We start from the raw sequence: 22419 nt of genomic DNA, 5'->3' as shown, positions 1-22419 counted from the left end.
TAAACAAACAAAAATGGACTCGGCTTAAGCCGAGTCCATTTTTGTTTGTTTATGGATTGATTTTTTCTTTAAAGGTTTGCTTGCCATCTTTCATTTCGATAACTACACCACTCTTAATTGGATCATGATTTGCATCCAACGTGATTTTACCTGTTACCACTTGCAAATCCTTGACCTTTTCCAAGGCTTCTCTTATTTTTTCAGGTTCCGCGCTATTGGCTCTTTTAATAGAATCAACAACCATTAAAGCCGCGTCATATCCTAATGCCGCAAAGGCGTTAGGTTCCTGCCCATATTCTTTCTTATAGGCCTCTACAAATTTCACAATATTAGGATCTGTATCTTGAGATGAATAATGATTACTAAAGAAAGTATTATTTAATGCAGCAGCACCAGCAACCTCTGCTATTTTAGGATCATCCCATCCGTCAGTACCGATGAAAGGTACTGAAATACCCATCTCACGAGCTTGTTTTGCAATTTTACCTACTTCTTCATAATACGCAGGAATGAAAATGGTCTCAGGATTTAATGCTTTTATTTTGGTCAAAGTGGATTTGAAATCTTGATCTTTCTGCAAGAATGCTTCTTTTCCAATAACAGTGCCACCATTTTTTACAAATTGGGCTTCAAAGGATTCTGCCAGATTCTTAGAATAATCTGAGCTGTTATCAATGTAAATAACAGCCGTTTTTGCGTTTAATGTTTTCGTTGCAAAATTAGCCATCACAACACCTTGGAATGGATCGATAAAACAGCTGCGGAAAACATAGGGTCTTACTTTGCCATTATCCACAGTAATTTTAGCATTTGTTCCTGTTGGAGTGATGACAGGAATTTTATTATCTTGTGCTACCTGCAATGCTGCTATTGCATTGGAGCTAGTAATAGGTCCCATAATAAGGGAAACTTTATCTTGTGTGATTAGTTTAGTCATTGCATTGGTAGCTTCAGATGCTTCTGACTTATTATCAGCTTGAATAATTTTAATCTGCTTACCCAGAACTCCCCCAGCAGCGTTGACTTCCTTAAATGCTAATTGGATGCCATTAAAAGCGGATTTACCATAATTGGCAACACTACCGGTCATTTCAATATTCGCACCTATTCTTATTTCCTTAGAGTCTGAAGCTGATGGAGTGGAACTACATCCTGCTACCATCAATCCCAACATAGCCACTGCCACTATTAAAGCAGTGAAAGATATTCCTTTTCTTGACATGATAATTCCTCCCATTCTTAATAATTTGATAAGAGTCTTATACTTTTTGCTTTAACCGTACGAAACAAAAAGCACTCTGCTCTCAGCGCCTCCTAGATAAAAAAATGCCTTTTTTAATAATATAGCAGCTATCTTTTCTGATTTTCCATCCATTTAATTACACGTTTACATCTTTTCAAAGGACGTTTATCAGAAAAGTACACAACTGCAACATATTTGTATCTGTAGGCTATTATATTTACTTCGTTACTTACTGTCAAGGCTTTTGTTAGTTTTTTTATCACTTCATAAACGTATGTCTCTTGTTATTGCACATTCACTTTTTCTGCAAAAAAACAAAAAAGAAAAAATCGGTGTGAAATAAAGCGCAGACTAGGCTTTTACCTTTTACCGATTTATTTCTTTTTGTAACATCACCTATTTTATTATATGAACGGAATTTCTTATATTTTCTGACGAAGCTCATATACATCGGTTCTGCGGTGCTGCAATAATGGCAACTCCCTTCGAACCTTATTTAGGATTTCAAGATCAATTTCTACGATAAGCAGTTTTTCTTTGTCATCCGCTACAGATACGATTCGTCCCCATGGATCAACTACCATGGAGTGTCCATATACTTGATACGAAGCTTCCGGAAAATTAGCAGGTGCTACTCCTGCCACAAAAACTTGATTATCAACAGCCCTAGACCGCATTAATAATTCCCAATGAGCAGGACCTGTTGACATACCAAAGACACCTGGAAAGATGAGAAGTTTGGCGCCAGCAAGGACCATTAAACGTGATAACTCTGGAAATCGTATATCATAACAAATTCCAATTCCCAGAGTCAAGCCCGCTGCCTTTATTACCGTTACATCCTGCCCCGCTGATAAGATGCTTGATTCTTTAAATACAGTACCACCTGCAATTTCAACATCAAATAAATGTATTTTTCGATGTCGCCCCAATAGGCCGCCTTGTTCATCAAAGATAAAACTGGTATTGTAAAGATTTCCCCACTCATCTCTTTCAGGCATAGATCCGCCTACTACTACCATCCGCTCTTGTGCTGCTGTTTGAGACAACATGGTAAAGGTATCTCCATCGGGATAGGATTCAGCATACCTTGAGAACAATTCTACTTCATAAGAACAATTGAACATTTCAGGTAATATAGCAACCTGGCATTTTTCTTTAGCTGCCGCTTTTAACATCCTTTCTGCATTACGAATGTTTAATGCTTTATCTGGTGTAACAGCTAATTGGCAAATTCCTAAGGTAATGGAACTGGATTTCACTAATAATCCCCTCCTTGGTTATAAACAAAAAAATACGATTCCTACATCCCAGCAGTGGACATTACATGACTTTTAACAATGAGCTCAAATCAGAAGTACAGATTTCGCCATTAGGACATCCAATTAAATTTCTACCGCTATCCTTAGCATTATATAAAGCATCGTCTGCAATCTTAAAGAGTTCTTCTGCTGTTTTAATTTTCTCATCGCCAATCCCATAGCCAATGCTAACAGTAACATGTAGTTCCGTTTCATCTCCAAAATGAAAGGCATGTTGTTCTATGTTATTGGAAATCCTCAAAGCGGCAGCTTGTATTTCCTGTTCATTGTTGCATTGCAGTATAACTGCGAACTCCTCCCCCCCATAACGAAAAATCATATCCCTCTCCCGCAAACTATTTTTTAGCACGATAGCGATATCCCGCAGTACAGCATCACCACATAAATGCCCATACGAATCATTAAAAACTTTAAAATAATCTACATCAAGAAGTAATATTGCTATGTTACTGGGTTGCATTTCATTTAGTCTTTGCCGAAAGGATCGATAATTATATAAATTTGTCAATTCATCTTTTTCTGCCAAACTACTAACCATCTTATAAGAAGATTCCATCTGATTTAATAATTGATTAACCTTTTCGCTTTGGGAAAGAGCGCGCCCCTCTAGTTGAGATAAGTGCTGAACTAATACATTCATATTAATAATAAGCAGCGAATGCATATATATGGATAACCTATTTTCTACAATCCCTTCTGCCTGACTCAGGCTAACTGCAACGTATATACAGGAAATAAGCATGGATCCAATTAACGAATATCTAGGATTATATTGTAGGGCGATCTGTACGGCATAGAAATAAAATAATATTGTTGCCATAGAATCCGGTGTATGCCAATATAAGTATCCCAGTACAGCATTTGTAGCAATAAAAGAAAGAATCTCATAATAGATACTCCGTCTATCGATAGAAAAAGCAATCAATATACCATATATTACCATCGCCATGCCATAGAGAGAAAGCTGATCATTGGATTCATCCGGTGCTTTTGTAAGGACTAAAGCCAAACAAAAAGCTAATGTAATAACATTTGCAACAAATACAATCCGTACCTTCCTATACGTTTTTTCTTCAAACATGCCTAACCCTCTTTTGTTTTATAACTCAATTTTATCTCTATTGCTGGGTTCTCCACTTTTTTCCAAATTCCTGCCTGAAAGTTCATCTTTCTAATATTTAAAAGCGCATTCCGAATCACCAATATGAATTGGGATCAGAAATGCGCTTTTTATTTTATAAAATCATTCTATCCGATGTCTTAAGGATAGCTGCGGCTAAGATTCAAACGGAGCTAATACTCTATTTGAATCTTAGTCTTCTAGGCATGAATCGGTTGCTTATTCGCATGCATTGACCAAATACCGCAAGGGCAAATACCGGCACATATTCCACAGCCGATACATTTATTGGCATTAGAAATATATTCAAAATTTCCATCTGATCCTAATGTGCGAGTAATAGCATTTTCTGGGCAGGACCGTTCGCACATGTGACAATCACGACATGTACCACAACTAATACAACGTAAATGATCGTCATCTGCCTTGGGAACATCACATGAATGGCATTTCTTAAAATATGCCGTACTCAACCTATTTTTATCAATTTTAGTTTTTGTCTGCAATTGATAGGTGGTTCCTGTCAGATAAGCATCTACCGCTGCTGCTGCCTGCTGAGCCGCGCCAATGGCATCTACCATACGTCCCGGTTTTACAGCATCACCTGCTGTGTAGACGCCTTCTGCAATACGATAATCTCCGGCAACTTTCAAATGCCCTTTCTCAATGACAATTTCTTCTGGTAAGAACTCAAGTTCAGGCAATTCGCCAATTGCAATAATAATAGTATCACCTTTAATAAATTGATTATCTTGCGTAATAATGCCTTCAGCAGTAACCTCTTTTGTGACAACTGGCCACATTAAAGTCGCTCCCAAATCTTCTACATGGGCAATTTCTTTATCATCAGCTGCTGGTCTTTGCACATCAATACAGGTTACATGTTCAGCTCCCATTTCATAAGCACCGACAGCTGCGTCCATCCCAGAATTCCCACAGCCAATGACAATTACATGTTTACCGACCTTAGGAGACTTTCCTTTATTAATTCCTTTGAGAAAATCAATTCCCTTGATAATGCGTTCATGCCCTGGCCAAGGAATCACTCTGCCGTTATGGCCGCCAGTAGCCACCACTACAGCATCATAATTTGCTCTTATTTCAGAGAATTTTTCTCTATCTACAGGTGTATTATTTTTAAACACTACACCCATATCTTTAATGCGCTTTAATTCTGCAGCCAATGTTTGCTGAGGCAGTCGTGAACGAGGTATAACCTGCTCTAGCTTACCACCCATTTTTGCATCGCTTTCAAACACCGTTACATCATAACCTTGACGGATTAACTGCCATGCCACGGTCAGACCTGCTGCACCACCGCCAATAACAGCTACGCTCTTTCCTTTAGGGACTGCTGCTTTATCTAGGGTAACATCTTTAGAGTAGGTACCAAGTTCACCAATTTGTACGGAAATATCCAGATTTTTACGAGTACAGTCTTCCATACAAACATTCGGGCACACCGCGCCACAAACAGAGCCAGGAAACGGCGTATACTCCAAGACCAGTTTATACGCTTCTTCCACTTTTCCTTCTCGCAATAAATTATAGCGACGCTGGGATGGAATCGAAGCCGTACAATTAAATTCACATGGAGATGCATAATACGCATTTTCCCAAACTGGAACACGTTGTCGATATACGCCTGTCGCAACTAAACCAATTACAGAAAAGTCATCCTTTAAAACATCACTAAAAATACCATTTGGCACCCACTCTTCCGTACGGAAAGGAAGAATTTTAGTTTGCGATGTTTTGCTGCGTTCCTCATATTTTAGTGGTACTACTTTATACCAATCAGACCAATTACTTAATTCAGCCCTTATTTCCGGTCGTGCAATGGATGTCAAGAAATCATCCATTTTACCATCCAAATAGGCAATATCCTCTTGTTCAAGAGGTCTGATTTTGACATCTTTCTTGGAAATCCCCAAAGCATTTCCCCGGAAATATAATGTTCCTCCAACCATGCCTACACAAGAACGGTCACCTAACACGGATTCAAATTTCTCGCTGTCATAGCCGCAAACTACAGCAATTCCACCGGACATAAATTCAAATGAAAAGCTGCCACAGTTTTTTAAAACCCAAAATTCAGGTGGCGCATATAATGGATCATGTTTCATCAAGGAGCCTGACCGGGTACCAGCCCGACCACCAATATAAATATTGCCTGACGCTGCGCAATGAGCAGCGGTATCACCTGCATCACCGCGAACTACAATTTTACCGCCAGCATTCAGCCAGCCTACATCAGCAGACGCAGAGCCCTCTACAATAATCTGGGTACCTTCCAAACACATAGATCCTACGCGCTGACCAGGGTTTGTTACTAAAAATTTAAGGTCTTTTCCTTCTGGATGCCATAATGGTCCTCCAATATCATGTTGGCCGGAAGCTTCAATATGAAATTCCGTCTCCCCTGCTGCCACTGCTTCATTAATGACTTGCAGCAAATCCTGAGTGGACATCCGCTGACTTCCGTCAAGGCTTTTTAACTTAAACATATTGGTTTCCTCCTAACACACATACTGAATTGCCAATTTCTCAGCAATGGCTTGATCCGTTGTTACTAAAGCATCCGAGCGCCCCACCGGCAAGGAACTATTGCCAATTGGCGCCATTAATTTTCTTAATTCACTATCAAGGGCCAACATATATTCCACGATGTTTTGCGCCCCTTTATCAATATCTAAACGCTCAACAAGCCGAGGATCCTGGGTACAAATACCTGCAGGGCATTTGCCTGTATTACAGGCGTTGCATCTACCATGTTCATTCCCTACGCAGCCTAACAGCTGAATTAATATTTTACCTAGAAATACCCCATTAGCACCTAAGCAAATGACTTTAAATGCATCGGCTGCTGCATTTCCAGTAAGTCCAATGCCACCGCCAGCCCATAAAGGAATCTGCCCTTGTCGTCCTTGCTTTACTGCCGACAAATAGCATTCCCTTGTCTTGGAAACCACAGGGTGTCCTGTGTGATCAAGAGAAATTTCATTGGCAGCACCTGTACCGCCTTGAATGCCGTCGAGGAAGAATCCACCGCAGATTCGATAAGGATCACGCAGCAAATTATTATATACAGACACCGACGTTGCAGAAGCAGCGCACTTAATCGCTACTGGAACCCTAAACTTAAATGCTGCATTCATTGACAAAAACATTTTCTGTACAGACTCTTCAATTGAATACAAACCTTGGTGATTCGGCGGGGACATCAGATCTGCTTTCGGTACACCACGAATTGCTTGCACATGATCAGCAACTTTAGCTGCAGGCAAAAGTCCTCCATCACCAGGTTTTGCGCCTTGACCTATTTTTATTAGTACTCCAGCTGGGTCTACTTTCATTTTAGGTATTGCTTTCACAATTCGATTCCAGCCAAAATGTCCTGATGCAATTTGTAATATCATGTATTTGAGCTGTTCTGATTCTAAAAGCTTTACAGGCATCCCGCCTTCACCTGATGACATACGCACAGGCATGTTATGCTTTTCATTCAAATAGGCTGTAGCCAATGCAACGGCTTCCCATGCCCTGGTGGATAAAGCCCCAATAGACATATCACTGAAAATAATAGGATAAATCCAATTTACTGGCGGTAGCTTAGCGGTCAAATTTAATGTGCCATTTACCGCACTCAAAGGTAGTTCGTGAGGCATGAGTACCCGTCCGAAAGGTGCTAAGATGTCAAAAGTATGACGCTCTGAATCTAGAGCAGGATCAGTCATCTGGGAGATACGCCCAACAATAATATTATCCAATGTGCGTCCACTATTTAAACTGGTACGTCCTCCACGTTTAATAGGAGAACCGCCCTTTCTAGCCAATAGACTAAAACGCGAATCAGGATTTCGAACTGGTTTAATGGCCTGGTTTGGACATATCTTCTCACACATCCCACAACCTGTACAGGCGTTTTCTATATTATTTCGTTGTTTTATCGTAAGCACTGCGCTATGTTTTTGACTTGGTTCTGGACGATGACCAGTAGAGACCGTAATGGAACGACGTTCTACAGCAGGCATGATAGCCTGAAATGTACAGGCCGCAACGCAACTACCGCACATGGTGCAGCGATCAGGCTTACATTCAATTTTCCAAGGTAAATCGTTCACAGTGATATCCTGAGTCTTTATTGTTTCCATCTCTCTACCTCCAATGCGTCATTAATAATAACTACTTCACGTTCATTTGGATATACATCCTGTTCCTGATTACGATGCGGCAAAATAGCATTTAACCCACACACCTCAGAAGCAATGGCTACCATCGTGCCATCTCCACCTACAACTACAGGCCGTAATTTTTTAGAATCGCAGCAGGTTATAATATTTCCATTAGGCAACATACCAATTACGGTATTCGGTCCATTAATCTCTAACGAACCTAATGATTGTCTGATTGCCCGTAGCTCAGCACAGTCGGAACGAAGACTAAGCTCATTAAATGGAAGAGGGGTAATCACATGCTTATAATACTTAATAGGCCATTTTAACTCTTGCAGCACATAGTGTAAGGTATAAAGAAAGTTCTGTGAATCTGACTCAAAACCAATATACCCGCGATGCAATGATTTTTGGTATTCTTTATTTTTTGTATAAAAAGTGTTTTCTCCATTAGCACACAGGGTATATCCTTGCAAGAAAAAAGGATGGGCCGCATAGCGCACAATATCGTAATTTGTGTTTTGTCGACACTGGACTACTACATTTTTCGCCATCAAGTCACCATTGTTGTCCCATAATTTAAAATAGGTGGCAATGTCCCAAGGGTCGCCAATTTCTTTTAACGTCAAAACATCTGGCCAAAAAGAATATACATAACCTTGCTCTTGCTTTTCCAACAACTCACGTAATGCCAATCTAGTATCTAAAAGTAACTCGCCTTTTGCCTCTTCTGAAGCATCGCTATAATACTCAGGATAATCATAATTGCGAAAAATATAATACGGCATAGCCTTAATATCAAGCTTTACATTCTTCACCCCACGAGGAATCCATTCCGCTAATTGGCGAAAATCATTGGCTTCCATATAGTCTTCAATCAGTTTCGCTCCCTTTTGCGTGCAGGCTAATGACAACAATGGCTTATCCTTATGTTTTGAAAAAACTCCTGCCAGGTCCTGCATAACCATCGCAAAGCCTGAATTATCATGTCCTTCTTGCTGCGGTAACATTAAATGCAACGCTGCTGATGGATGGAAAAATTCCTTACTTTTAATGGCGCCAATTCTACACATATCTTCCCCCACTCCTTTATACCAAGCTAAATTCAAATTATATAAATATCCATTGTAGACCAGGGCAGCACCCTCAATGACAGATCGTGAAAAAAGCAACTTATATCATTGCAACAGAAAAGACCCGGGAAAACCACTGGATAGTGAAGTTGGTTTTTAGTAGAAAATACCTATCTACCAGCAAACCTTACTTATCCAGGACTTTCCGCAGGGCCTTTTTTACCCACGGTGTTGTGCAATCTGCACCTGTACCGCTTGGACCAGACCGCTAAAAAGCGCGGAACCCTAGGTACACTCCTAAAAATCTTTTGTCTCATTGCAGGATACGTTTTTGTTTCACTTACTACATTATAAAAACGAAATGTTTCACTGTCAATATGTATAAAAAATAATACATTATACACTTTATATACATGAAAAATATTATTTTTTTCTGAAAACTCCTACGGTTTTTAACTGATAATAACTCCTCTCTTGATCATAAAGTTTGCATATTTATTCACATTTATTCGCTCTAATCCATTATGTTTCTCAAGATGCATATTCGTTGTCCCTTTACATTACTGGTCTGTAACCCATTGACAAAAAGGTAACGATTCATTATGTATTGCATTGTTTTTCAGTATACAAAATAATTTAGCAGCTAATATAATCCTAAATCATGAGATGCAAACTTTAGCTTGTGTATAATTTAGCAAATATTAACATATACTATTTCTACCTTTAGTTCATGAGAAACCTCATAATATTATTTTGCTAGATAGGAGCTATCAAATGTTAAAAAACCTTTTTAGTTTCCCTAAACTAAACTCCGAGTTAAAATTGAACATTAATCAACCTACTGCAATGTATGATATTGCCAGCCATTTACGCAGTATCATGCAAGAAGCAACTACAACAGATGTTTCTCTCGTCATCTTGTGTATTGGGACAGATCGTTCTACAGGTGATTCTCTTGGTCCCCTTACAGGCACCAAGCTGCGTTCTTTTAATCCTTATCCACACATTTATGGCACTCTTGATGAACCAATTCATGCTTCTAACTTAAAAGATAGCATATGTACTATCCAGGAAAATATCACCAATCCTTATATTATTGCTGTGGATGCTTGTCTTGGCCGATTAGAAAACGTAGGCTGCGTCTCTCTTGGTAAAGGTTCTCTAAAACCAGGTGCCGCCGTGCATAAAGATCTTCCTTCCGTAGGCGATGCATATATTACGGGCATTGTAAATGTAAGCGGTTTTATGGAGCATCTTGTATTGCAAAGTACAAGATTAAACTTAGTTATGAAAATGTCTGATACCATCGCTCATGCCATCTCTTACGGTTTGCGAACCTATGGAAAATAAACAACATTTTTGATATTGAAATCGTAAGAACGCTAGAGGCTATACCTCTAGCGTTCTTTTCTCTTAGACGATCTGCAATTTAAATGATCATAACGAGAATTGAATCAAGACTGACATCCAGACTACAATTTTTTCAATTACACGCGCCCTAGTTCTTCAATAATTTCATTAAATGTTTTATCAGCAGCATTAATAACAGGTACATCCGTAAGTGAGTCTTGCATTGCATTTACATCCGTTCCACCTACGATAATAGCATCTACTCCGCTAATATTACTTTCACTTAAATCTACTACCTCATATCCTTTTGTTTCTAACATATCCGCTAAAATAGATAACGTTTTCTCTACTGCAATAATACCTTGCATCGCATCCACCTCCGGCTATAGGGTTAGCAAAAGATATAAGGATTATTCAATTTTTTTAGCCTTTTTTCCATTTATTTTTCTTTTATGTTTATACTTGTTTCTTACCATAAGGCTTAAATTTCCTTAAAAATTCATCCATTTCATCAGAAGATAATAAGATAGGGTCTCCTACACACTTTGCTTTATAATAAATTTGCGCAACAAATTCAATTTCTTCTGCTGTGTCAAATGCATATTGAATCGTTTCGCCAATTGCCAGTAGTCCATGATTAGCAAGTAATACAGCATATCGGTCCTGCATGTATTCAAAAGCTACCTGTGACAATTCCTCGCTGCCAAATAATTTATAAGGTGCACACCGTACATCTTTTCCAGCATATCCAATTAAATAATGAACCGGCTCAATCTTCCAATGAAGGGCCGCCAAAATACTACAGTAAATCGAATGAGCATGCAAAACCGCACCGACTTCATCCCTTTTCTGATAGAAAATGCGATGCATAGAATATTCACTGGAAGGATTGCGGTCCCCATCTATCTTGTTGCCGTCGAGATCTAAAACCACAACATCTTTCGGTGTAGTTTTAAAATAATCCAAGCCACTGGGACTAATCGCCATAAGTCCTTCTGCTTTATTAAAAATACTAATATTACCTCCAGTTCCTTTTGTTAAACCATGAGTAATAAGCTTTTGTCCATATTCCACAATAAGCTCTCGTTCTTTTTCTAAAATCATAATTTTTCCTCCCATAATACTTTAATATACTCTCGAAAAACACCCATATAGCATAATCAGGCAAAAGATGATCATAACTATAAGCGTACGCTAAGTAAAAGGTTGAAATGGACTCTCTAGAGACTACACGTTTACCCAGTCAAATCCTTATAAAAATGGAGCGCCACAAATTATTTTGTATGGCACTCCATTTTCTACTGCTTTTTCACTATATTTTTCTTATTGGCTGGATCTTCGCCACCAGCACGCATTTCACACCCACCTTTAAAAATTGCGCCTTCGCCAACACTCAATATCCCCGCTTTAATATCTCCATAAATTTGCGAACTTGGTAGTAACTCTAGTTTTTCGCTAATATCAATATTGCCATATACAATACCAGCAATGGTAGCATTCATGCCTTTGCACTGAGCCGTTACTTTCGCATTTTCCCCTATAACGATGCTGCCTGTGGTATTAATATCGCCCTCGAATTGCCCATCAATGCGTAATGCACCTTTACCAGTGATCGTTCCCTTCATCAACGTATCCTTACCAATAATGGTTTCAATCTCACCTGCATAGCTAGTTGCTTTTTTATTACTACCAAACATATTGCACGCTCCTGTAATAGTATCTACTTCGCCTTTAAATCTTAAAATACGATCATTTATATTAATTTAAGAAAGTAGTAGGATTAACAGCAGTACCATTGACCCTGACTTCATAATGACAATGCGGTCCTGTACTCGCTCCTGTATTACCAAGATAAGCAATCACTTCACCTTTCTTTACTGCTTGACCAACACGTACTAACAATCTGGAGTTATGTCCATAGACAGTTGAAATTCCATTTCCATGACTAATCTGTACCATGTTTCCGTACCCACCATACCATTCACTCTGCACCACTTCACCGTCAGCAGTTGCAACAATAGGTGTGCCTACACTATTGGCAATATCAATCCCAGGATGAAAATCGCTTCCACCCCCGAAAGGAGAATTACGCCAACCAAAACGAGATGTAACTTCACCGCCTGTCGGCCAGATAGAAGGAGTAATCGCTATTCTGGATTGCTTGTCCAGCAAAGCCTGCTTTAATTCATTTAGGCTTTGCTCTCGTACTGAAATGGCAGCCTGTAAATCTTGCACAGTATTCTTTATGGTATCAATATCAGGCTGTACCGGTCCTCCTTGTCCAGTATAAGTAGCTGAAGGACGCACTAAACCAGCACGGGATGTAGCTGTTGTATCTTCATTGTTAACAATACGTCTTATTTCTGCATCCAGAGAGTTTAATCTTTCCATATCTGATTTTAAACTGGCAGTTGTTTTGGCCAGTTCTTCAATTTCTTTACTTTGTACTCCATTATCTTGACGCAATGTCTCTAGCTCCGCTTTCTCGACATTAGCTGTATTAATTGTATAACGATAATTAATGAAACTTCCTATCGCAAAGACAATAAGCAAACATAAAAAAGAAACAGCATATTTTACTGCTACAATAGGTATTCTGATCATACGTACTGCTTGTCCCTGATGGGGTACAATCATTAAAGTATACTCTCTTCGATCTGGCTTACTTTCTTTTTTAATCAAAAATCTTGGCTCCTTTTCTGGAAAATATTTCTATATGATTTAAACATATTTTATATTCGCCTTTATTCTAAGAAGTCCTGCTTATTTTCATTTTTTTATTTTGATAGCTTGTGCTAATGCCTGTTTTTCCTCTTCTGTCAACAAATAGGATGAAACTCCTGAAATAATTGGCTTGGAATATGTACGAAATTCATTACGTCCATAAATGCTGGAAATTACAATACCATTATTATAAGAATCTAAAAGTGCAATAGCAAAACTTAGATCACTGCCTACGTCTTCAAAAGCATTAAACCGAACAAGAGCGACCTTTTGTACACAATCTTTTGATATTTTTTCTAATCGCTTGCAATCTTCAGATAGGGTATCCACTTTCTTCACAACATACTTTACTTCTTCAATATGTGAAATTAGTAGTTTCTCTAAGTTTTCCCCATCTACCCCCTGCATCATTCTACGATATTTTTTATTCATTTTACCAAGTCTTATATTAATACTTATAAAGACAAACAATGCTAATAAAATCATTCCTGTCATACCTAATAATACATACTGTAAATTATTCATAACCAGATTTGATACTTGTGTTGCATAATCCATTTCATCATACCTTTCAACTTACACTTAATTTTTTACACCGGTTATAAAGACGCAAGAATTGCAGCAATCGGAATTGCAGGCAGTAAGTTAGCTACTTTGATTGCTTTTATTTCCAGCATTAGTAAACTAATGCCCATGATAAGCAAACCACCCACTGCTGACATTTCAATAATCATCTTATCGGCTATCATACCGCTAACGCTACTTGCCAGTAAGGTAATCGAACCTTGGTACAGTAAAATAGAAATACTCGATAAGGCCACACCTATGCCCAGCCCTGATGCAAAGACGGCCGAAGCGACAGCATCCAGCATCGACTTTGCATATAACGTACTAGCATCTCCCGTTAGCCCTTCTTGTATTGACCCAACAATTGCCATTGCTCCTACACAAAATACTAAACTCCCTGTAATAAAACCTTCACCAACACTGCCATGTTTATTACCTGCTTTTAATGTTAACCATTCACCAAAATTCGACAACCATTTATCAATGTTCAAAAACTCACCAAGCAAACCGCCGAGTACTACACTTAATATGACGATCAATATATTTTGTGTTTTTAGAGCCATTTGTAAACCAATTAGACCAACGGCTAAAGCTAACCCCTGCATCAGTGTATGTTGATAGCGCTGTGAAAGTCGTTGTTTTAATGCTAAACCAATAAGTGTCCCACCAAGTACAGCTGCTGCATTAACTAAGGTACCCTTCATTTTCTTCTTCCCCCTCCCTTCCCACATCTTTACTGAAATCTTGACTTGCATGGACTATAAGAAAAACACTACGCGCCCTTTAAAACATATAAAGTAAACCGAATTCCAGAGGCACAGAGAACACTGAGAAAAGATAGATAGGGTTAAAAACCTCTGTGCTCTCTGTGTCCTGTGTTTAACGTTCCCCTTTGTGTGCTGCATCGCAGCATTGTGCCTTTGTGGTTCAATGTTTTACTCCAAAAAAGCGATCTTTACATTTCTTCGCGACCTTCGTGGTTAACTACTTTTTCTGCTTATACTTTCCAGGCTATTAAAAAGAGCGAAGGACGCAAAAGATACGCAAGGTAAAAAATCCCTAAGCGTTCCCTTTGCGCCATTTTATTGTTCATTTTGCTGTTGCCTAATACGAATTGCATTTCATTTTATCATATTATCTAATTTAATTCACTCAATATTCTTTGTATCTGAGGGAATGGTTCTAACGCTTGTTCTAAAATTCCATTTATATATGCGATCAAAATCCCATAATTCACTACAGGTACTGCTTTATTTGTGACCTCAGAAAGACGATGAAGCATTTCCTTGCGGTTTAACATGCAAGCGCCACAATGTATAATTAAGCTATATTTACTTAAGTCTTCTGGGAAATGACTGCCTGCAGCCCATTCAAAGTTTAACTCTCCGCCTACTTTTTTTTGCAGCCATCGAGGAATTTTAACGGTTCCAATGTCATCAGCCTGTTGATGATGGGTACAAGCTTCTGCAATCAAAACTGTATCCCCTGGTTTTAACTTCTCAATGTTTTTTACACCAGATACTAACGTTTCCAAATCGCCTTTATGTCTCGCAAATAATATAGAAAAAGATGTTAACATAACACCTGATGGTGTCTCTGCCGATACCCTCTCAAAAGCTTGTGAATCTGTAACTATTAATCGAGGAAGTTTACGTAAATTTTGAATTGCCTGTTTTAGTTCTGTTTCTTTAACCACGATAGTCACACCATCATGGTCAAGAATATCACGAATGGTTTGAACTTGGGGTAAAATGAGTCGCCCTTTCGGCGCTGCTGAATCAATGGGAGTAACTAAAATTATTGTATCCTTGGCTTGGATGAGATCCCCAATCACAGGTGGTCCCTGCCAATCTGGCGGAGCATAGGTAATAATTAATTTTTTCAATTCTTCAATACCCTGACTATTCTTTACACTAGTAGGCAGCAAGGGAATGTTAAACTCCTTACTCCACTTCATTACCAATTCTGCTGCTATCGTAATTTTATCAGTTTTGTTTATGACCCCAATAATAGGTATTTTCTTTACCTTAATACCTTCTATTAAAGCTTTTTCATATTGCGTTATGCCGCTTTCAGCTTCCAATACAATTATCACTAAATCCGCCTTATTTAATACGCTCATGGTGCGTTCTACTCGTAATGTACCAAGGCACCCGCTATCATCAATACCTGCAGTATCAATAATCATAACCGGACCAATTGGTAAAATCTCCATCGCTTTATATACGGGATCCGTTGTTGTCCCTGGAACGTCTGATACTAACGCAACTTTTTGGTTTGTCAGTGCATTGATTAAACTAGATTTCCCTGCATTACGTCGTCCTAAAATTGCAATGTGCAAACGTGATGCTTTTGGTGTTTCCTGCATGTTAATTCTCCTTTATTCGCAATATATTACTAATTTATATCGCATATCTTTATGTTTTACAAAAAGTGTCAAATTATGTTTCACGTGAAACATAATTTGACACTTTTTATTCTTATACTGCGAAGGTTCCGCGAGACTTACTAGGAGCCGGTGCTTCATCACCACTTAAAACTTCAAGAATACGTTCTAAATCTTCAGATGAAGAAAATTCAATTTCTATTTTGCTCTTGAATTTTCCTTCCTTAATTTTTACTTGTGTACCTAATATCATCTTGAGTCGATCTTCAGCTTCTGTCACAAAAAAATTTTTCTCTTCTACATTCTTCGGTTGTTGTTTTGCTGGTTTCTTTTTTTCCGATAATCGTTTGACTAATTCTTCTGCATCCCTTGCTGATAAATCATTTTCAATAATGATTTCTGCTGCTTCTAATTGAAGTTCAAGGGTTTCTAAGGCTAATAGGGGTCTAGACTGCCCCATGGATAATGTTCCACGTGAAACATAATCTTGTACCTTTGGATGTAAATTCAGTAAACGTACCATATTCGCGATCACAGAGCGACTGCGACCAATTTTCTTTGCAACTTCTTCTTGAGTTAAACTAAATTCATCCATTAAACGACGATAGGCAAGAGCTTCTTCAATGGCATTTAAATCTTCTCTTTGTATATTTTCAATTAAAGAGATTTCCGTCATTTCTCTATCTGTATAATCTTTAATAATAACAGGGATCTCTTTTAGACCTGCTTGCTGAGAAGCACGTAACCGTCGCTCACCAGCTACTAATTCATAAATATTATTACTTTTTCGCACTACAAGGGGTTGCAATACGCCATATTGACTAATGGAAGATACTAATTCGAGCAATGCAGTTTCATCAAAGATCCGACGTGGTTGAAATTTATTAGGAATAATTTCTGAGATAGAAACACTCTTTATAAGAGGCTCTGCATCTACCCCTTTTGAACTAGAAAACAATGCATCCAATCCTCGCCCTAGTCCTCTCTGAGAATTATTATTCATCATCAATCACCTCTTTAGCTAGATCTGTATAAACTTCTGCCCCTTTAGATTTAGGATCATATCGAGTGATAGGCTGTCCATGGCTAGGTGCTTCACTAAGACGAACGTTCCGGGGAATAATTGTTTGGTATACCTTATGACGAAAATGATTTTTCACTTCATCTACTACTTGAATGGACAAGTTTGTCCTGGCGTCAAACATTGTCAGAACTACCCCTTCCAAAGACAACGCCGGATTTAGATTCTTCTGAACAAGAGTAATTGTATTCATCAGCTGGGATAACCCTTCCAATGCATAAAACTCACATTGAATTGGTACTAATACAGAATTAGCGGCGGTTAATGAATTAATAGTCAATAACCCTAAGGAAGGGGGGCAGTCAATAATAACATAATCATAACTGTACTTCACTTTATCTAGAACTCTTTTTAGCTTCGTTTCTCGAGACATAATGGATACCAACTCGATTTCCGCTCCTGCCAGCTGAATCGTAGCGGGTAACAGCATTAGATTTTCAATTTTGGTTTGTAAAATAACGCCTTCAATCGGTACATCATTAACTAGCACATCATAAACAGATTGTTTAATCTTGGTTTTATCAAAACCAAAACCACTAGTAGAATTACCTTGTGGATCAAGATCCACTAATAATATCTTTTTCCCTAAATCAGCCAAACAAGCACTTAAATTAACAGAAGTTGTTGTCTTTCCAACGCCCCCTTTTTGGTTGGCAATTGCAATTACCTTCACCAAGTAGTTCACCCCATATTCTCATTCATATTTTAAGAAAGACTAAGGCATATGCCAGGTCTTTAGAATCCAGGTCAAGCCTTAGTCTTCTACTTACAAACTTTCCTCTCGATTCTAATTTCTATAAGCTAATTCATTCCACACTATAGAGACTATCTCCTGCCAAAAATAGTAGATAGCCTCCGTAAATATACCATTATTTAACCAATTTTATAATTATTAAAAAAACATTGACAATCAGGCAGTTTTATATTATCATGAATTCCAATTTAATAAATACTCTTATCTAGAGTGGTCGAGGGACTGGCCCTATGACACCCAGCAACCAGCAGCAATGCAAATGGTGCTAAATCCAGCAGAATTCACGTTCTGAAAGATAAGAGGAAAGAACGGATGATAAAACAGCCTCTTTCCTCAAAGGAAAGAGGCTGTTTTATTAAATTATAATAATGTGAGGTTATTGTATGAAACTTTCTGATCGATTTAATAAAGGAAAAGCCCTTGTCTCTTTTGAAATTTTTCCGCCAAAACAAACTGTCACCTTAGAATCTATTTTTAAAACAACAGAGGGCTTACAAACCCTCAATCCTGATTTTACTAGTATTACCTATGGAGCTGGAGGCAGTGCTTCAGATCGCACCATTGAAACCGCGGACAAAATAAAAAATACTTATGGTGTCGAGGCCTTAGCTCATTTAACTTGCATCAACTCGCACAAAGATGATATTGATCTAATGTTAAATCAACTACAAGCTCATAATATTGAAAATATATTAGCTATGCGAGGCGATTATCCTATAAACAAAAACAATAATAAAGGAAAAGAAAATACCTATCAATATGCAAAAGATTTAATTGCCCATATTAAATCCAATCATGATTTTTGTATTGCTGCTGCCGCTTATCCAGAGGGACATCCAGAGTGCCCTGATTTGAATACAGATCTTCTTCACCTAAAAGAAAAGGTAAACAGCGGCACAGATTTCCTAATTACACAAATGTTTTTTGATAATACCATTCTTTATGATTTTCTTGACCGCATTAAACAAGTTAATATCACAATCCCTGTTAGTGCCGGAATCATGCCATTACTAAATAGCAAACAAGTAGGCAGGATTAAAGGATTATGCGGTGCCTCTATTCCTAAACCCCTACAAAACATCATTCAAAAATATGAAAATTCACCCTTAGATTTTGAAAAAGCAGGAATTGAATATGCTTGCAGCCAAATTACAGATCTGATAGCAAATCAGGTAGATGGTATACATCTATATACTATGAATAAACTAGAACAATCAAAAAGCATTATTCAACAAACAAATTTGCGTTAAATAATGCCTCTACATCCCTGACAGACTAGTAATTTATAAATAAACATTTTAATATATTATACATATCTAGAGGATTATCATCAGCTGAATTCTTATACATTAAAATGTTCTTGATACAACCAAAGGAGGGATACTGTGCCAATTTACAACCCAACAATTCAAACGCTAGAAATGAGCGAATTAAAACGTTATTCAGGCCTTACCAAATGTACTGAATTCCCCCAGCACTTACTTGACCATGCTTGTACAGAAGCACAAATCATCTCCAAACCAAAAGCAAGCTGGCAGATGTATGACTATGATGCAAGTTCTGCTACGATTATGAGCCCTGAGCCTTTATCACTACCTCCAACCGTTATTAGTAAACACCTGGCGAACTCTTTAAAAGTTGCCGTTATTGCAGTTACCATAGGACCTGATTTAGAAGAGCTCGTAAGTGATTACTTCAGCAAAAATGAATACACCTTAGGCTTGTTATTAGATGCAGCAGGCACAACGGCCGTAGAGTTGGCTGCCGATCAAGCTTGTGAGCTTATTAAGCAGGAAGCAAATAAGCAAGGGTATACCACTCTATTCCGCTTTAGCCCAGGCTATGGCCAGTGGGATATTAGGGTTCAACCTCAAATCTTATCTTTAGCACATGGTGATGAAATTAATATAACAGTCACTTCTACATGTATGCTTCTCCCCCGTAAATCCATTACAGCTGTGATCGGCTTAACAGCAACTGTACCGAACCTCCCCCTTAAGGAAATGATCGAAGGTTCTAAATGTGATCAATGCCAACAAATAAATTGTCTATCTAGAAAGGATTGAAATTATGATTTATATTTTTGACGGCGCCATGGGAACGATGTTGCAAAATGCAGGATTACCGCCGGGATATTGTCCTGAATTATGGAATCAAGAGCAGCCAGCCGTGATTACGGCTATACATAAAAGCTATATTGAAAGCGGATCCGATATTATTGAAACAAATACCTTTGGAGCAAATCGGATTAAATTAACCCATTATGGCTTAGAGGAAAAAGTCGCCCTGCTTAATACTTCCGCTGTTCAGGCAGCCCGGGCTGCCTGTGGTCCTGCCACCAAGATAGCAGGTTCTGTGGGTCCTACAGGTAAATTAATAGTTCCCTTAGGAGACTTATCCTTTGATGACGCTTACAACGTTTTTTTTGAACAAATTTCTGCCTTAGATCAAGCAGGCGTAGACATGATTCTAATTGAAACGATTATTGATATTCAAGAAATGCGTGCAGCTTTACTTGCAGCAAAAGCTGCTTCCAAAAAGCCCGTTATTTGTCAAATGTCTTTTGGTGCTGATGAAAGAACTGTAACTGGCACTGATCCAGTAACGGCAACTATCATTTTAGAAGCAATGGGTGCTGATATCATTGGTGTGAATTGTTCCTTAGGTCCTGCGCAATTACTGCCAATTGTAGAAAAAATAGCACAGACTACAAATTGTCCAATTAGTGTTCAAGCTAATGCAGGAATGCCTAGCCTAATCAATAAACAAACTGTTTTTCCCATGCAGCCAGAGGAAATGGGACATTGGGCTAAAAAATTAGTTGCTGCAGGTGCTCGTTATGTTGGCGGTTGCTGCGGCACTACCCCCCATCATATTAAATCTATATACCAAGCCGTAAAGCATCTCTCCCTATCGGATTTACCCACGGTTCAATTAACAAAGAAGTTTACCTCCTTAACCAGCCGTAGTAAAACCATTTACCTCGGTGCTGATCATCCCACTGTCATTATTGGCGAACGGATTAATCCTACAGGCCGCAAACAGTTAGCAGCCGATATTGCCTCAGGACAATTTATTTCCGTAAAAAAAGAAGCCTTGTCTCAAATCCGTGCAGGGGCACAGCTTCTAGACGTAAATATGGGTGTTCCAGGAATTGACCAGGCTAAGGCCATGCAGTATGCGATTCAAGAATTATCAATGCTGGTAGATGTTCCTTTGGTTATTGATACAACAGATGTAAACGCATTAGAAGCAGGCTTAAAGGCTTATCCTGGCAGGGCGCTGATTAACTCAGTAAGTGCCGAACCAGAACGCTTAGAGTCTTTTTTGCCTCTGGCAAAAAAATATGGAGCTGCTATCCTTTGTTTACCTATTAGTCCAGCTGGAGTGCCTAAAACCGCTCAAGATCGGTTAGTAGTAATACAAGAAATTATTCATAAAGCATTTGAAATTGGTCTCAAACCCGGGGATTTTGTATTAGATGCTCTCATCCTAACAGCAGCGGCAGATGCTAGGGCTGGTCTTGAAGCGCTTGCCACATTAAAATTGTATCGCCAGCACCTTGGTTACCCAACTACAATGGGTCTTAGTAATATTTCTTTTGGACTGCCCAGGCGAGATATTATTAATGCAACCTTTTGTGCGATGGCATTAGATGCCGGACTTGATGCGCCCATTCTAAATCCGTATGATCCTCTCATGCAGCAAACCTTAGCAGCTTCAGCTTTGCTTTTAGGGAATGATCCCAGCGGCAGATCCTACAGTGTAAATTATGCTCCCACTAGTCAATCCGAAGAAAGAGCTGTCCCTCTTACACCTAAAAACATTATCGAACAAATCCATCTTGCCATTGTATCTGGAGAAAAAGAAGCGGTTGTCCCTTTAGTAGAGCAGGCATTAAGAGAAGGACATGGTTCCATTGAGATTAGTGAGCAAGCATTAACAACGGCTATGAATAAAGTTGGTATCGCTTTTGGCAATGGACAATGTTTTCTCCCCCAAGTATTATTAGCTGCCGAAAGCATGCGCGCCGCCTTCCTTACAATAAAAAAAGAACTGCCGGCTCATGCAACAACAAGCCTAGGTACTATCATCCTAGCTACTGTCAAAGGTGATATTCACGATTTAGGGAAAAATATTGTGGCTGCCTTACTAGAAAATAACGGTTTTACCGTAATTGACTTAGGAAAAGATATTTCACCCGAAAAGATTGTGGAAAAAGCCCTAGAGCATAAAGCTGATATTGTGGGCCTATGCGCCCTTATGACGACAACGATGCCGCAAATTGACCACACCATTGCAGCGTTAAAAGCTGCAGGATGTTCTGCTCAAACTATCGTCGGCGGAGCTGTGCTAACCCAGGAATATGCAAATCAAGCAAATGCCGATTCTTATGCAGCTAATGGTGTGGATGCTGTAACAATTGCCAAAAATTTTATGGCTGATAAAGAACATTAACGTATACTATTTATCCCATGATCGGTAAATTAGCTTGTATGAAACAGCATCTTTTTGCTAATTTCATACAAGTTAATTTTTTTATCAAAAATGCAGGATTTATGACAAATTATATGGAATTTTATATAATTATGTCAATTTTTATATACATTATTAAATGATGGGT

19 protein-coding genes and 1 riboswitch are annotated in these 22419 nt (G+C 38.6%); of the genes, 4 read left to right on the top strand and 15 right to left on the bottom strand.

The features are described from left to right. Positions 1–49 precede the first annotated feature (49 nt). The 6 genes from LMF89_RS19025 to LMF89_RS19000 all read right to left on the bottom strand — a co-directional run bounded on the left by LMF89_RS19025 (position 50) and on the right by LMF89_RS19000 (position 8933). The gene (locus tag LMF89_RS19025) at positions 50–1222 is read right to left on the bottom strand and encodes an ABC transporter substrate-binding protein (protein ID WP_229536458.1); all 1173 of its coding nucleotides are present in this window, start codon (positions 1220–1222) and stop codon (positions 50–52) included. Between the two features lie 443 nt (positions 1223–1665). Further along, complete coding sequence (locus LMF89_RS19020; RefSeq protein WP_229536457.1) at positions 1666–2505, bottom strand: carbon-nitrogen hydrolase family protein; 840 nt, start codon at positions 2503–2505, stop codon at positions 1666–1668. 61 nt (positions 2506–2566) lie between these two features. After that, positions 2567–3646 carry a GGDEF domain-containing protein gene (locus LMF89_RS19015; RefSeq protein WP_229536456.1) on the bottom strand — a complete coding sequence of 360 codons (1080 nt, stop codon included), beginning with the start codon at positions 3644–3646 and terminating at the stop codon, positions 2567–2569. A 239-nt stretch (positions 3647–3885) separates the two neighbouring features. Next, on the bottom strand, positions 3886–6192 hold the full coding sequence (locus LMF89_RS19010; protein ID WP_007954721.1) for an FAD-dependent oxidoreductase: 2307 nt from the start codon (positions 6190–6192) through the stop codon (positions 3886–3888). Between the two features lie 12 nt (positions 6193–6204). Next, entirely contained in the window at positions 6205–7839 is a 1635-nt protein-coding gene (locus tag LMF89_RS19005) for a glutamate synthase-related protein (RefSeq protein ID WP_229536455.1), read from the bottom strand. Then, positions 7827–8933, bottom strand: coding sequence for a class II glutamine amidotransferase domain-containing protein (locus tag LMF89_RS19000; RefSeq protein ID WP_229536454.1), 1107 nt, complete (start codon positions 8931–8933; stop codon positions 7827–7829). Before LMF89_RS19000 ends, LMF89_RS19005 begins: the two co-directional genes overlap by 13 nt. 774 nt (positions 8934–9707) lie before the next feature. Between LMF89_RS19000 and yyaC the strand changes: the two genes are divergently transcribed. Then, positions 9708–10283, top strand: coding sequence for a spore protease YyaC (yyaC, locus tag LMF89_RS18995; RefSeq protein ID WP_007954715.1), 576 nt, complete (start codon positions 9708–9710; stop codon positions 10281–10283). Between the two features lie 137 nt (positions 10284–10420). Here the strand turns inward: yyaC and LMF89_RS18990 are convergent, their stop codons facing one another. The 9 genes from LMF89_RS18990 to LMF89_RS18950 all read right to left on the bottom strand — a co-directional run bounded on the left by LMF89_RS18990 (position 10421) and on the right by LMF89_RS18950 (position 17726). Next, positions 10421–10651, bottom strand: coding sequence for a YkuS family protein (locus LMF89_RS18990; protein WP_007954714.1), 231 nt, complete (start codon positions 10649–10651; stop codon positions 10421–10423). A gap of 88 nt (positions 10652–10739) precedes the next feature. Further along, entirely contained in the window at positions 10740–11387 is a 648-nt protein-coding gene (locus LMF89_RS18985) for an L-fuculose-phosphate aldolase (RefSeq protein ID WP_229536453.1), read from the bottom strand. 194 nt (positions 11388–11581) lie between these two features. After that, the gene (locus tag LMF89_RS18980) at positions 11582–11980 is read right to left on the bottom strand and encodes a bactofilin family protein (protein WP_229536452.1); all 399 of its coding nucleotides are present in this window, start codon (positions 11978–11980) and stop codon (positions 11582–11584) included. A gap of 61 nt (positions 11981–12041) precedes the next feature. After that, a complete protein-coding gene (locus tag LMF89_RS18975; RefSeq protein WP_229536451.1) occupies positions 12042–12965 on the bottom strand; it encodes a M23 family metallopeptidase in 924 nt (307 codons plus the stop codon). An 87-nt stretch (positions 12966–13052) separates the two neighbouring features. Continuing rightward, positions 13053–13565 (bottom strand): DUF4446 family protein, encoded by a 513-nt coding sequence (locus LMF89_RS18970; protein ID WP_229536450.1) that lies wholly within the window; start codon positions 13563–13565, stop codon positions 13053–13055. A gap of 41 nt (positions 13566–13606) precedes the next feature. Beyond that, positions 13607–14278: a DUF554 domain-containing protein gene (locus LMF89_RS18965; protein WP_229536449.1), complete on the bottom strand. Its 672-nt coding sequence runs from the start codon at positions 14276–14278 to the stop codon at positions 13607–13609. 434 nt (positions 14279–14712) lie between these two features. Continuing rightward, on the bottom strand, positions 14713–15942 hold the full coding sequence (gene hydF / locus LMF89_RS18960) for a [FeFe] hydrogenase H-cluster maturation GTPase HydF (protein ID WP_229536448.1): 1230 nt from the start codon (positions 15940–15942) through the stop codon (positions 14713–14715). Positions 15943–16054: 112 nt separating this feature from the next. After that, positions 16055–16966 (bottom strand): ParB/RepB/Spo0J family partition protein, encoded by a 912-nt coding sequence (locus LMF89_RS18955; protein ID WP_229536447.1) that lies wholly within the window; start codon positions 16964–16966, stop codon positions 16055–16057. Continuing rightward, on the bottom strand, positions 16956–17726 hold the full coding sequence (locus tag LMF89_RS18950; RefSeq protein ID WP_369412646.1) for a ParA family protein: 771 nt from the start codon (positions 17724–17726) through the stop codon (positions 16956–16958). The genes LMF89_RS18955 and LMF89_RS18950 overlap by 11 nt, the downstream gene beginning before the upstream one ends. A gap of 267 nt (positions 17727–17993) precedes the next feature. Beyond that, positions 17994–18097, top strand: a riboswitch (SAM riboswitch). Between the two features lie 81 nt (positions 18098–18178). On the opposite strand from LMF89_RS18950, the gene metF reads away from it, so the two are divergent. From metF to LMF89_RS18935, 3 genes are all read left to right on the top strand, one after another. Next, entirely contained in the window at positions 18179–19045 is an 867-nt protein-coding gene (gene metF / locus LMF89_RS18945) for a methylenetetrahydrofolate reductase [NAD(P)H] (protein ID WP_007954696.1), read from the top strand. 135 nt (positions 19046–19180) lie between these two features. Continuing rightward, positions 19181–19861, top strand: coding sequence for a methionine synthase (locus LMF89_RS18940; protein ID WP_229536445.1), 681 nt, complete (start codon positions 19181–19183; stop codon positions 19859–19861). A gap of 4 nt (positions 19862–19865) precedes the next feature. After that, complete coding sequence (locus LMF89_RS18935; protein ID WP_229536444.1) at positions 19866–22253, top strand: homocysteine S-methyltransferase family protein; 2388 nt, start codon at positions 19866–19868, stop codon at positions 22251–22253. The last annotated feature ends 166 nt before the right edge of the window (positions 22254–22419 follow it).

Source organism: Pelosinus baikalensis (genome assembly GCF_020819555.1).
In the GTDB taxonomy this organism is placed as follows: domain Bacteria; phylum Bacillota; class Negativicutes; order DSM-13327; family DSM-13327; genus Pelosinus; species Pelosinus baikalensis.
This window is presented reverse-complemented; position numbering and strand designations above follow the sequence as displayed.